Source organism: Paenibacillus sp. Y412MC10, from assembly GCF_000024685.1.
Lineage (GTDB): Bacteria > Bacillota > Bacilli > Paenibacillales > Paenibacillaceae > Paenibacillus_AQ > Paenibacillus_AQ lautus_A.
Map to the genome: position 1 here is coordinate 2,107,315 of NC_013406.1, position 13,510 is coordinate 2,120,824.

General features: G+C 48.7%; 12 protein-coding genes. 9 read left to right on the forward strand and 3 right to left on the reverse strand.

The genetic code is table 11. The features are described from left to right. Positions 1-72: 72 nt before the first annotated feature. The 3 genes from typA (at position 73) to GYMC10_RS08975 (ending at position 3,514) form a co-directional block, all read left to right on the forward strand. Positions 73-1,914: a translational GTPase TypA gene (typA, locus tag GYMC10_RS08965; protein WP_009592389.1), complete on the forward strand. Its 1,842-nt coding sequence runs from the start codon at positions 73-75 to the stop codon at positions 1,912-1,914. 39 nt (positions 1,915-1,953) lie between these two features. Then, positions 1,954-2,247, forward strand: a complete 294-nt coding sequence (locus tag GYMC10_RS08970) for a YlaH-like family protein (protein WP_009592386.1) — start codon at positions 1,954-1,956, stop codon at positions 2,245-2,247. Positions 2,248-2,410: 163 nt separating this feature from the next. Continuing rightward, complete coding sequence (locus tag GYMC10_RS08975; protein WP_015734217.1) at positions 2,411-3,514, forward strand: LCP family protein; 1,104 nt, start codon at positions 2,411-2,413, stop codon at positions 3,512-3,514. 450 nt (positions 3,515-3,964) lie between these two features. Here the strand turns inward: GYMC10_RS08975 and GYMC10_RS08985 are convergent, their stop codons facing one another. Beyond that, a complete protein-coding gene (locus GYMC10_RS08985) occupies positions 3,965-4,645 on the reverse strand; it encodes a YhcN/YlaJ family sporulation lipoprotein (RefSeq protein ID WP_015734219.1) in 681 nt (226 codons plus the stop codon). Between the two features lie 117 nt (positions 4,646-4,762). Here GYMC10_RS08985 and GYMC10_RS08990 point away from each other — a divergent pair, with 117 nt between their 5' ends. Both GYMC10_RS08990 and GYMC10_RS08995 read left to right on the forward strand, forming a co-directional pair. Then, a complete protein-coding gene (locus GYMC10_RS08990) occupies positions 4,763-6,094 on the forward strand; it encodes a PhoH family protein (protein ID WP_015734220.1) in 1,332 nt (443 codons plus the stop codon). Between the two features lie 198 nt (positions 6,095-6,292). Continuing rightward, on the forward strand, positions 6,293-7,543 hold the full coding sequence (locus tag GYMC10_RS08995; RefSeq protein ID WP_015734221.1) for an extracellular solute-binding protein: 1,251 nt from the start codon (positions 6,293-6,295) through the stop codon (positions 7,541-7,543). Between the two features lie 34 nt (positions 7,544-7,577). Here GYMC10_RS08995 and GYMC10_RS09000 read toward each other — a convergent pair whose 3' ends face one another. Together GYMC10_RS09000 and GYMC10_RS09005 are read right to left on the reverse strand one after the other, a co-directional pair. Next, positions 7,578-8,690, reverse strand: coding sequence for a coiled-coil domain-containing protein (locus GYMC10_RS09000; protein ID WP_015734222.1), 1,113 nt, complete (start codon positions 8,688-8,690; stop codon positions 7,578-7,580). Positions 8,691-8,944: 254 nt separating this feature from the next. Then, positions 8,945-9,181, reverse strand: a complete 237-nt coding sequence (locus GYMC10_RS09005; protein WP_006209059.1) for a DUF2626 domain-containing protein — start codon at positions 9,179-9,181, stop codon at positions 8,945-8,947. Positions 9,182-9,522: 341 nt separating this feature from the next. On the opposite strand from GYMC10_RS09005, the gene GYMC10_RS09010 reads away from it, so the two are divergent. The 4 genes from GYMC10_RS09010 to GYMC10_RS09025 all read left to right on the forward strand — a co-directional run bounded on the left by GYMC10_RS09010 (position 9,523) and on the right by GYMC10_RS09025 (position 13,484). Further along, complete coding sequence (locus GYMC10_RS09010; RefSeq protein ID WP_015734223.1) at positions 9,523-10,173, forward strand: RsfA family transcriptional regulator; 651 nt, start codon at positions 9,523-9,525, stop codon at positions 10,171-10,173. Between the two features lie 139 nt (positions 10,174-10,312). Continuing rightward, positions 10,313-11,272 carry a ketopantoate reductase family protein gene (locus GYMC10_RS09015; protein WP_015734224.1) on the forward strand — a complete coding sequence of 320 codons (960 nt, stop codon included), beginning with the start codon at positions 10,313-10,315 and terminating at the stop codon, positions 11,270-11,272. An 11-nt stretch (positions 11,273-11,283) separates the two neighbouring features. After that, positions 11,284-11,670 carry a DUF3397 domain-containing protein gene (locus GYMC10_RS09020; protein ID WP_015734225.1) on the forward strand — a complete coding sequence of 129 codons (387 nt, stop codon included), beginning with the start codon at positions 11,284-11,286 and terminating at the stop codon, positions 11,668-11,670. A gap of 149 nt (positions 11,671-11,819) precedes the next feature. After that, positions 11,820-13,484 carry a peptide ABC transporter substrate-binding protein gene (locus GYMC10_RS09025; protein ID WP_015734226.1) on the forward strand — a complete coding sequence of 555 codons (1,665 nt, stop codon included), beginning with the start codon at positions 11,820-11,822 and terminating at the stop codon, positions 13,482-13,484. The last annotated feature ends 26 nt before the right edge of the window (positions 13,485-13,510 follow it).

Genomic DNA, 13,510 nt, shown 5'->3' on the forward strand with positions numbered 1-13,510 from the left:
GTTGAAGCGTCGGCATGTCGTCCGGCGCTTTCTTTGTGGCTCATTCGAATAGAAGGGATTTGAGATATATTTATGCAATCAAGAGATCAGATTCGCAACATTGCCATTATTGCTCACGTTGACCATGGCAAAACAACACTTGTAGACCAACTGCTGCAGCAGTCCGGTATTTTCCGGGAGCATGAGACCCTGCAGGAGCGCGCGATGGACTCCAATGATTTGGAGCGCGAACGCGGTATTACCATCCTAGCCAAAAATACGGCTATTACGTATAAAGATTTCTTGATCAACATCGTGGATACGCCTGGACACGCCGATTTCGGCGGTGAAGTCGAACGTATCATGAAAATGGTCGACGGCGTTCTGCTCGTTGTTGACGCATACGAAGGCTGCATGCCTCAGACCAAGTTCGTTCTGGGCAAAGCGCTTGCCCATAACTTGACGCCGATCGTCGTTGTAAACAAGATCGACCGTCCGGCTGCTCGCCCAGCTGAAGTGATCGATGAAGTGCTTGACCTGTTCATTGAGCTTGGAGCGAACGACGACCAGTTGGATTTCCCCGTAGTATATGCATCTGCCCTAAACGGTACTTCTAGCATGGATCCGGAGAAGCAAGACGATAACATGCTTGCTCTTTACGAAACCATTATCGACCATATCCCTTCCCCTACCGAGAAAGTGGACGAGCCTCTGCAGTTCCTCGTTACCTTGATGGATTACAATGAATATCTGGGCCGTATCGCCGTCGGCCGCGTGAATCGCGGGGTCATTAAGCAAGGCCAACCGGTTGCCGTTATGCTTAGAGACGGTTCCACCAAGAATGCCCGTATCGAGAAGCTGTTCGGTTTCCAGGGACTGAAGCGGATCGAGGTTGCCGAAGCAGGCGCTGGCGACATCGTGGCGATCGCAGGCATCAAAGACATCAACATCGGAGAAACCATTGCGGATCCGCAGCATCCGGAAGCCCTCCCGGTTCTCAAAATTGACGAGCCTACCCTGCAAATGACGTTCCTGGTGAACAACAGTCCTTTTGCCGGACGCGAAGGCAAATGGGTGACATCCCGCAAGCTTCGTGACCGTCTCTTCAAAGAACTGGAAACGGACGTCAGCTTGCGAGTGGATGAGACGGACAGCCCGGATGCCTATATCGTTTCGGGACGCGGCGAGCTTCACCTCAGTATCCTGATTGAGAATATGCGTCGTGAAGGCTATGAGCTTCAAGTATCCAAGCCTGAAGTTATCGTAAGGGAAATCGATGGCGTCAAAATGGAACCGATCGAACGCCTCCTGATTGACGTGCCGGAAGAGAGCATGGGCGCCGTTATGGAAAGCCTTGGAACACGCAAGGCCGAAATGGTGAACATGGTGAACAACGGAAACGGTCAAGTCCGTCTGGAATTCCTGATTCCGGCTCGCGGGCTTATCGGCTACCGCACCCATTTCTTGACGCTGACACGCGGCTACGGCATTATGAACCACGCGTTCGACAGCTATGGCCCGCTGGTTGGCGGCCAAGTGGGCGGACGCCATCAAGGCGTGCTGGTTTCCACGGAAAACGGATCTTCGACGTTCTACGGCATGATGTCGGTTGAAGACCGCGGAACCCTGTTCCTGGAACCGGGGACCGAGATTTATGAAGGCATGATCGTCGGGGAGCATACCCGCGACAACGATATCGTCGTCAATATTTGTAAAGAGAAGCAATTGACCAACGTTCGTTCGGCAACGAAGGACGATACGGTGAAATTGAAAACACCGGTCATCTTCTCGCTTGAGCAAGCTCTGGAATACTTGAACGACGACGAGTATTGCGAGATTACGCCGAAATCTGTTCGTCTCCGCAAGAAGATTTTGAACAAGAGTGAGCGCGAACGCGCAGAAAAACATCGTAAAATGGCGCAAGCAAATCTATAATAGATAGAGATCTACTTGCCCAAAAGGAGTGAACCTATCATGCAGGAATGGTTTGCCGCGCACCCGCTCGTTTCGTATATCGTCATTTTTGTGCTGATCACCTACGTTTACAACAAGGTATTCCGAGTGAAGCAGAAGCTTCCTCTGTTGAAGGAGATTCTCCTGTATATCTTGATGGCCCTGGGTTCGGCGATACTGCTTGTGTTTCAGATCGATAAGCTGCCGATTATCCAATGCTTGTTGGTCGCTGTGGCGTTGATGCTGATGGTGCGTATTCGATACTTTGTTGAAGATCGTCAGAAGAAGAAGGCTCAAGCCGAGCCGAAGTCATAAGGTTTGTAGAAATTTAGCATTTCAGGCAACAACACTACGGCAACTTTTTGTCAGTCCCCATCGTTTATAAGAGAGAGAAGTCAACCATGGTCCGGTAAATGCTTCGAAATGTGAAGCGTTTATCGGACATTCATCTAATTTGAATGAAATCAGGTGTTATGATATGAATCCTACTCATACCAATCTCCCTCCAAGAGCCAAAAGTGGGGGGAAGGGCAAGAAACAGCCAGTTCCTAAAAAGAAAAAAAGTCCATGGAAATCATTTTTTAAATTTATTCTGATCGTACTGCTAATCGCGGTTTTGGCTGCAGCAGGTTATGCCGGATATCTCTTCTTCAAGGGGAATCAGGTCATCGAGAAAAGCGGGATCGACAAGCCGGTAGCTCCGGGCCATTCCGCGAAAGAAAAACCGATTACCGTGCTGCTCTTGGGAACCGATCATCGTCCGGAAACAGGGACGTACCTGACGGACGTGGTGATGGTCGCCTCCATGCATCCGGAAACCAATACGTCGACGCTGGTATCCCTGCCGCGGGATACGCTGATTGAACTTGAAGGATACAAGGCGACGAAGCTGAACGCCTACTACCCAAGATTTAAAGCAGCTTACAAAGCAGCCGAGAAAAAGGAGCCGGGCAGCGGCATTCCGGCAGAAGAAGAAATGAAAGTCATGATGAGCAAGTATCTTGGCGTTAATATCGATTATGTAACGGTCATCGATTTTCAGGGTTTCCGCGACGTCGTGGATACCTTCGGCGGGGTGGATGTTAACGTACAATACAACATGTGCCACCGGGATTCCGTGGATGGAACCGACATCAACCTGACGGTGGGTCCGCAAAAGCTGGATGGCAAGAAGGCGCTAGACTATGTGCGTTACCGCAAATCAATGAACTGTAATCCGAAAACCAAGGAGTCCAACGACTTTGATCGCAATGCCCGCCAAAGCGAAGTGTTGCATTCCTTGCTGGACAAGATGAAATCGTTCGGCGGCGTTACGAAGGTCGGCAATGCGCTGGATGCGGTCAGCGACAATATGACCACCGATTTCGAGCAGGAGCAAATCCGGAACTTGCTCGCGACTTATTATGATATTGGCAAAGAAGACGTTAAATTTATGCCGATTACCGGTGAGTGGAGAAGTCCTAACGTTTACATTAATGCAAATGAACTCAATGCAGCCAAACAAGCGCTGCAAGATGAGCTTGCAGGGAAACACAACGCCGGCGATCAGGGAACAGAAGCGGATTCTGCAACGGCTCCGTGACAATTGAAGGCAAGTTTTATCGTATGTTATAATACAATGTATCAGATGGAGATCATTGTACAGGAGGCCGAAGGAATGTCCTACCTCATGATGCATACGACACACCCATTGATCCATAGTCGGCAGACGGGTTGCCCTGCACTGGTGCGGGCGGATTCCATTAGGGAACGGGGATCCTTCGGATGTCGTCCTTCTGATTCCATGTCGCTCATGACGGGTTCTTTCGACATGGGTGTCCATGTTGCACCGAATAAGCAGTCATACTCCAAATATGTTAACGGTCATGTCCCTAGCGAAGCAGCTATGCCGGTTAGTGGCGTTGTTATGACCTTAAAAAAAGCCCAGTGAGTTTCACTGGGCTTTTTTTGTATGAAATTTGGAGACTTGTGACGGACAAACTCGGGTCATGACGGGATATGTCCGCGCGTAAGACCGAAATCATCCTCAAGTTTATTTCCCGTTTTGTGGATGGGCCGGTGCATGACCGCGATGATTTGGTTTTACCGTTTTAGCACCGTTTTGCTGCCCATTCCCGTTTCGCTGTGCATTCCCGTCTCGCGGCGTTACGTCTTTCGGCAATTGAGGGATGATACGGCCAACGATGTCTGCAAGTTCACTGGCAAGTCCGGAAACAGGATGTCCCTCCTGAATGTGCCGACCAAGCTCGGCAATCCGGTTGGCTACGTCCAAATCGGCGGTAACCAGCGCATTGGCGCCTGCCGGATCGGTTTGAAGGGCTTCCGCGACCGTGTATTTAATGGTTCCAACTTCTGCACGATCTAAATTTCCATCTACATTCAGCCCGACGACAGCCGTTTTGCCCATGACAACACAGTTCGCGTTTTTAACGCCAGGCACGCTCTCAGCCAGCGATTTCAGGTGATTTGCGGTTGTAGCGTCAACTCGTCCGTTGTTATCATTTACGTTACCGACACGCCCCGTATTGGGGTTATCCGGTGTCCAACCGTCTACATTGTTGGTGGTATAACCTCTGTTCCTGTTCATGTTGCGAACACTGTTAGCAGTGGTTCCATCGGTTTGATTACGAGGAGAGGGTGATGCATTGTTATTGGCGGTCCCGCAGCCTGCGAGCAACAACACCGCCAGCATGATGGATAGAGCAGCTCTCATGGATTGATCTGTCCTTTCGTAATAGAATTCGCTAAATTACTCCAGTCGCTACGCTTATTATGTCCGGGACGGAAAGGTTTATGTGTGTACCTGATGAAGAAGCAGTGGAGGGATAAGATGAAAAAAATATTTGTACTGGATACGAACGTACTGCTGCATGATCCTCAATCGATTTATGCATTCGAGGAGCATGAAGTCATCATTCCTGCGGTGGTTCTTGAAGAGATTGATTCCAAGAAGCGAAATGTCGATGAAATCGGCCGCAATGCCCGTATGGTCTCCCGATTGCTTGATGGGATTAGAGAACAAGGTCATCTTCACGACGGAGTTCTTCTGGAGAACGGCGGGACGTTGAAGGTTGAGCTAAATCATCGCAGCTTCGTCAAGGTACAGGAGTTATTTAGCGAAGCATCGAACGACAATCGTATTTTGGCTGTCGCGTTAAATTATAAATTGGAGGAGGAGCCGAAGGAGGACGGAAGACCCGTTGTTCTTGTCAGCAAGGATGTCCTCGTTCGAATAAAAGCGGATGTGCTTGGGCTAACGACACAGGATTATCTAACTGACCGCACGGCGGATCCAAGCGAATTATATCCGGGATTCTCAACGATCAAGGTGCATCCTTCCGTGATCGATGAATTCTACAGCTATCGTTATTTGCCGATTAAACCACTTCAACTCTCTTATCCGCTTTATCCGCACGAATTCGTTATTCTGAAGGACGAGATGGGATCCGGCAAGTCTGCCCTTCTTCATGTGAATGAAGATGCAACCCGACTAGAGCCGCTTCATCTAAGCAATGAGCCCGTATGGGGCATCAGTGCCCGGAATGCTCAACAGCGCATGGCGATTGAGCTTCTCCTGAATGACGACATTCCGCTGGTTACCATTACGGGAAAAGCCGGTACGGGCAAAACCTTGCTGGCATTGGCAGCAGGACTATCCAAGGTGGAGGATGAACACAAATACAAAAAACTGCTCATTGCGCGTCCGGTCGTTCCGATGGGGAAAGATATCGGATATTTGCCGGGAGAAAAGGAAGAGAAGCTGAGACCGTGGATGCAGCCGATCTATGACAACCTGGAGTATTTGTTCGACACCAAGAAATCCGGCGATATCGATAAAATATTGATGGGTCTGGGAAGCATCCAGGTAGAAGCACTGACTTACATCCGCGGTCGCTCCATTCCAGGTCAGTTCATCATCGTTGATGAGGCTCAGAACTTATCCCGCCATGAGGTCAAAACGATTGTTTCCCGGGCGGGAGAAGGGAGCAAGGTGATACTGATGGGGGACCCGGAACAGATTGACCATCCCTACCTGGATGCCGTTAGCAATGGGCTGACTTATGTGGTTGAACGATTTAAGCAGGAAGGTTTAAGCGGACATATTACGCTGACTAAAGGGGAGCGTTCCAAGCTGGCACAGCTGGCGGCCGATTTGCTGTAGCGTGATATTTCCCGAGAAATGATTTCACAAAGTAACTTGTACGAGAAGGACTGTCCGGAATTCATATGGACAGTCCTTTTAGCGATCGGGTCCTATTAGTAAAATATGGACTGGTAAATTATAAAAAAAGATAGGACAAGAGCACTATAAGTTTGGTAAAATAAGGGCATGCGACTATGGGAGGAGTGAAGAGGGGATATGAAGCGGAAGAAATATTGGTTCTTATTCGCCATTTTATTATTATCCTTATCCAGTTTATCTCCCAGCTTTGACTTCACTCATCATACGAGACGGGAACCGCCCGGGGATGAACCGATTCCTCCGCAGCAGAGGCCGGAGGTGCCAGAGAGCGACCTAGGCCCCATCAAGGTCGGCGTCCAATTGAATCCGGACGAGCTGAGGCAACTGAAAGCGCTCAACGAACGGTTTATGGAAGAGACCGGAGCCGAGATCGAAATCACGCCTCTGGAAACAGCCGGTACGGAGAAAGAATCGTTTTTGCTTCATATGTCCCTTGGCGAAGGACCGGACATTATATTAACGGATTCCCATTACATTAAAGCGCTTGCAATGACGGGATATCTTCTGCCCGTCGATGCATCACAGACAACGGTGACCGGCGAGGATACCCTGAATGGTCTTCTGCCGCAGCTGCAATGGAACGGGTATCAATGGGGAATGCCTTTTGATATAGATCCCTATATCGTGACCTGGCAGACCGAAGGGAAAGACGGCGCCTCATTTAACATGCCGGAGAGCCGTCAGGCTTGGAAGGAATATATGGAGCTTCATAAGACGAGCCCTGTCCTCTCATTTGATCCGAAGGATCCTTACGCATTCGGCGCGGCGGTGCATTTGCTTGAAGGCGATCCTTCCAAGCCGGATCAAGAAGTACTTGAAATGTTAATCCGCAATCACCTTCGAACGCTGGAATCGTCCCAAGGCGCAGCAGATACGATAGAAACGGGGCAGGAACCTTCCTCTGGCATAGAGGAGGCTTCCGTGGCCGTTGAGCCGTATTCGAGCTTCGCGGACCGAGAGGTAAGCGGATTGTCTTCCGCATTGGCCATGGGAAAGAGCCATTTGAATACGCCGGTTGTACGAGCGAGAAGTTTTGCGGTAGCCGCACAGACGGAGTCGTCCGCGCTTGCCATGAAATGGATTACGTATATGACAAGCAAAGAGATGCAGCAGGAATGGAGCAAAACGTCAGGAACACTCCCCGTTATATCCGAAATGTATGTCACGGGCACGAACCTGAAGGATCGGGGCATTTGGCAAAAAGCAGCGGTTCCCGCCCAGGTGCTGCTCTCCCGGAATGAGCCGGCCGCCTTGGATTTTGGCGATTCGGAAGGTTTCCAGACTTATAGCGAATCGGCATATCGATTGCTGCATGGCGAAATAACGGTTGAAGAATATATGAAATTGTACACGCCTGCTCAACCATAACAAGAAAAAAAGCTGCCCTCGCGGGCAGCTTTTTCTATAGATCCAGCTCCATTTTAACCACTAATCGTTGATCGTCGCTTGCGACCTCCGTCGCTTTCAAGAAAGAAACCAGCTGCTTGGGATAAAAGTTCATGTCGAATTCTTCCTGCAGCGCTCTGCGCGTTGTGTCGGGCAATTCCAGCCGGTTGAACACAAGTTTGTCGACTTCAAACATAATGGCATTCTCCGGTTCGTTAATGACGGTGTATTTCCCTTCAATCAGCAGCGACAAATTTCCGCTTTCGCCGGAAGCTATTACTTTTCCATCGTCAAAATGAAACGCAAAGCTATTAAAGATTTCGTCTTCGGATCTTAAAAACGTGTTGAGATCATCTTCATGGATGTCGATGGTGTATACCTTGCCGTTGGTCTTCAGTATATTCTTGCTGCCTTGGACGAACGACGGCAGATTTTCCATGGCGCTAGCCAGGGCCTGGAAATGACGCTTCACCTCGTACAGCCCTACATTCTCCCAATAGAGGGTGAACTCCTCGATCAGCCTCTTCATGGCATCCGGATTGCCGCTGTCTGTGAGTGCTCCATCTACCTGCTGCTCAAGCGCAAGCACCCGTTCGCGCTGCTCAACCAGGCTGTCCTTTACTTCGGCGAGCTGGGACGCATTCCGTGCTGCTTCAGCCTGAGCGGAAGCAAGGGAGCGGTACTGATTGTTATACACGGTAAGCGTATCCCGGTCGTTCTGAATAATAATATCGTAAAAGTCCATGACGCGGAAAAAGCTGGCTAAGTCTTTAGCAGACAGCAGCATGAAAAATAAGTTATCCCGCTCACCCATGTAATATGACCGAAGGACGGCGGCCGCCCGAGCTCGCCGGTCTTCAATGCGCAAGCCCATATCCTGGATTTGGGTTTGCAGCTCATTCTGAAGAGTCTGCAATTCCTCCATGCGTTTGGTTATCCGTTCGATTTCATGATCGATTTCCACGATGGAGAGGCTGTCCTCCAGAAGCTTGCGCGCCTCTTCCGAGTCAGGCATGACGGGGCTGACATCCTGCTGGGAATAAACCGCAGCGGGAGCGCCGATGAAGCAGAAGAATAGGGTTAAACACAGCAAGACCGGGAGGAGTGGGTATTTTATTCGTACTTTCAAACGGGAGTCCTCCTTGCATGGTTGTTAGTCGAAAGGATACCAACCATGGTCTGTCCCTTCATTTTAACCAATATATGACGCGTACGACTCAATTATCAACCTTTAGGCACTAAAAAAGCGATCCGGCAGCTAAAGCACCTGATCGCTCTTTTAAGTACTTGTTCTCTAATCGCAAGGAAAATCCACCAGCGCAGCCTCAGGTTGTCCAGGTTGACCGCCGGCGGATCTCGTTTATCGCTTGCATGGTTTACATATTAGAGTGGTTTGCCCATAATGAAGACCGTCCAGTAGCTAAAGCCTGTGAAGGTCACGATCATATAAGCCCAGAAGAGAAGAATATAGGTTCTCTCCGTGAATTTCAAATATCCCAGGATCACGAAAAATGCGGTCTGCAGGAAGAAAAGCAGTGCCATTTCAATATGATCTCCGGCAAAGGCCATCAACCCGATGGTCAGGGTGAAAAAGCCAAGGACTCGAAACATCCGTGCCACGATTATATCCTCCTCTCGTATGTACGCACATAATGCTGCTATGAACATTATAGCGTTATGGGAAAAACGTGTAAACGCCTAACTCAAGAAAACCCTTTATTTTTTATTATTAACCAGAAGCAGGACATTGAATTCGGGAACAATTTGGGTGAAACGCCCCTTTTCCCTCCGTAAGAGTATGATCTGTAATCAAAATGGAAATACATTTTAGTATCAAATAGATTCTATGAACTCTATGAGAGGCATAGAAATGAACTAAGCAGTTTTTATACCCTATTCAGCAGCCGATTTACGGTATTGAAGACGGTTATTTTAGGATGTCGTTAGGAGGGTTTTATGGTATGTCAGCAGTGAGACAGGATGCATGGAGCGCAGAGGACGACCTAATACTGGCGGAGGTAACCCTGCGTCATATTCGTGAGGGCAGCACCCAATTGGCTGCCTTTGAGGAAGTCGGAGAAAGAATAGGCCGGACATCGGCGGCTTGCGGATTTCGTTGGAACAGCTGTGTTCGCAAGAAATATGAGGATGCTATCAGCTTGGCGAAATCTCAGCGTCAAAAGAGAAGTTATTATAAAAAACAGCCTTCCGCCAGCGGACCACAAGTTGCAGGATTGGCAGCTCCGGAAATGGAGCACGATGTTTATAGAAATGATGGCGCAAGCGAAGAGACGCTGTCCATCGATGCGGTGATCCGTTTCCTTCGTCAGTGGAAGGGCGGGCTGCAGGAAAGTTCACGCCAGTACAAACTGCTTGAGAAGAATTTGCGTGAAAAAGAGGATGAGCTTGCAAGGCTCCGCAGCGAGAATCAACGGTTGTTGAAGGAAGTAAGCGAAGTGAAAACCGATTACCATGTGGTCAATGACGATTATAAGGCACTGATTCAGATTATGGATCGGGCACGGAGGCTGGCTTTTTTGAATGAAGAGGACGAGGAACTGAAGACCCGCTTCAAAATGGATGCCAACGGTAATCTGGAACGAATCGAATAGGTAAAGGTTATCCTGACCCGCCGTAACCCGCACTAGTGCATTTCATGCGCTTTGGCGGGTTATTTGTGCGTATTGAAGATTATTCTGATATATACTAAGACTAGCACATCATGTTTAAAGACAGTAATGGGGGATGATCATGAATATACATATCATCGGGGCCGGCTCTTTGGGCCTGTTGTATGCCGGCAAACTTGCGGCTTCAGGCTGCGGCGTCACGGTATGGTGCCGCAGCGAGGAGCAGGCGAGCAAACTCCGGACTACCGGCATCACGATCGAGAAGACGGAGGGGAAGCCTCAGACCGTTGCCCCCCATGCTTTTTCGGTCCGTGCATGGAATGCCTTTGCCGAGTCGGGAGCGGCAGCGGATGCGGATTATCTCTTTCTCATGTTGAAGCAGCAAGGGATCGAAGAGATGGCCAGGGAAGTGCTGGCACCATTCGGACACCATCGCCGCAATCTCATATGTTTTCAGAACGGTACAGGCCATTTGGAACGGCTTCGGGAGCTGCTGCCCATGTGGAAGCTCTATGCAGCGATTACCACGGAAGGGGCCAAGCGTACAAGCAGTTCCTCGGTTCTGCACGCCGGCCACGGAACGACGACAATCGGCAAAATGATGCCTGCTGCGAGCTTTATAGGGGCTACATCCCATGAAGATCATGATATTGAGCTGGTTAAAGAGCTGAATAGAGCAGGATTTGAAGCTTTATTGTCGAATGAGATGGATGAGATGATCTATCGTAAACTGCTGATGAATGCGGTCATTAACCCTTTGACTGCATTGTGGCGGATTCCTAACGGAGCGCTGTTATCCTCCCCTGAACGGGCCGGGCTTATGAAGCAGCTGTATCATGAAGGAATCCTTGTATATGAAGCTGCCGGAATTCCGTATGGAAACAAGCTGTGGGAATGGATTGTAAGCGTCTGCCAATCCACTTCAGGTAACACGTCCTCCATGCTAAAGGACGTGATGGACGGCCGAACGACGGAAGTTGCCTGGATTAACGGAAGCATTGTCCAGCTTGGACACAAATATGGCGTTTCAGTGCCAAAACACGAGCTGATCACGCAGCTCATCGAGGGGATGAATCTATAGGGGGTCTTAGCATGGGGTTTTTGCAGGGTCTGTTTAACACATTGAGTCTTTTTCCGTTCATTCCGTTTCTGATCGTGTATATCATAGTGCTCCAAAGAAATAAGAATCGAAAACAAGCGCTGGAGCTGGCCATGGATATCACCACCTTTTTTATGCTGTTCTCGGTTTCCGCCTTGTTTAATAATACGTTCCAGACCAAATTCGGATTTTATCTGATACTCCTGATGCTGCTGATCGCGGCGGGGCTGATCGGGAGTGCGCAAAACCGCTGGAAAGGCAAGGTAAACGGAAAAAGGCTGCTGCGGGCCGTGTGGAGGCTCGGCTTTGTGACAATGAGTTTTGGTTACATAGTTTTTACATTTTTTGGTCTACTCTCCTACATAATTAAGATGATGTAAGTACAATCTAATAACTAGTATTATATGAGAAATCTGTTTGATCATTGGGTCAGGCAGATTTTTCAATTTATTGATTTCTGGATTTTTTTGACCACTGGTTGTATAATCGATAAGCATATACCTAAAATCTATGAGGGGGATACCGCAAGATGAAGAAACAAAAGAAACTACTGCTTCTCATGACGCTGATTCTTGCCTTCAGTTCAGTGCTGGCAGCATGTGGAGCTAACAAGAATGATCAAAGTGCCAACAATGGGGAAGCGGGTAACAAACCGAAAGAGCAAGTCTTTCGCATGAACCTTGCTTCCGACCCTCCAACATTGGATCCGGGGTTGTCTCAAGACAATACATCGAATACGGTAATCAATGCTGTGTTCGAAGGTCTGGTTCGTAAAGGTGCAGAAGGCACTGAAGAGCCGGGCGTGGCTGAAAAATGGGATATTTCGGAAGATGGACTGAAATATGTCTTCACCCTTCGCCAAGATGCCAAATGGAGCAACGGCGATCCTGTAACGGCCAAGGACTTTGAATACGCATGGAAACGCGTACTTGATCCAAACTTTACGCCTGCATCACCGTACGCATATCAGCTGTACTATATCAAGAACGCTGAAGCTTACAATCTTGGAGAGATCAAAGACGCCAATGAAGTGGGCGTAAAAGCTACCGATGATTACACGCTGGAAGTTACGCTGGAGAACCCAACGCCATACTTCCTCAGCTTGATGTCTTTCCAAACGTACTTCCCGGTTCACAGCTCTGTGGAAGGTAATGCTTCTTGGGCGACCAAACCGGACACTTTGATCGGCAATGGTCCGTTCAAAGTTTCACAAATGACAAAAGGTCAAAAGATCGAGCTTGTTAAGAATGACCAATATTGGGACAAGGACTCCATCAAACTTGAAAAAGTCCAAATGAGCATCGTCAACAGCTCTGCAACTGAACTTTCAAGCTACCGTAACGATGAATTGGATTATGCAGGTCATCCAACAGGCAACATCCCGACGGATCAACTGACGGCGATCAAAAAGGAACTGGGCGATGAACTGATGATCAAAGGGATTTCATCGACGTATTTCTATATCTTTAACACAACGGAAGAACCATTCGACAATGTGAACATCCGTAAAGCATTTTCTATGGCGATTGACCGTAAAGCGATCGTAGAGAAAATTACGCAAGGCGGACAATTGCCTGCTTACGGCTTTGTTCCTCCAGGCATCAAGGGTGAGTCCGATGAGTACCGTAACGAGGTGCCGGATACTTACTTCCAAGAAAATCTTGAAGAAGCCAAGAAACTGCTCGAGCAAGGAATGAAGGAAAAAGGCTATACCACAATGCCTGAAGTTACTCTGATCCACAACTCCGATGACAACCACAAGAAAATTGCGCTTGCCATTGCCGATATGTGGAAGAACAACCTTGGCGTTACTGTGAAGGTTCAAAACCAAGAGTGGGGCGTATTCCTTAAGAATCGTGATGACTTGAACTATCAAGTGGCACGTTCCGGCTGGGGGGCGGACTATAACGACCCGATGACTTATATCGATATGTGGACATCCAACGGCGGTAACAATGACACTGGTTTCAAAAACGAAGAATACGACAAACTTGTGAAGGATGCCTATGCGACAAGCGATAATGCCAAGCGCATGGAGCTGATGTCCCAAGCTGAGAAAATTCTCGTTGAAGACAACCAAGTGGTCATGCCGATCTACTACTACTCCAGTGTGTCCCTGGTTAAACCATGGGTGAAGAACTTGCATCTGGATTATAAAGGTGACATTGATTTCACACGCGCATATATCGAGTAGTCTTTTGTAAACCATTATAAAAGGTT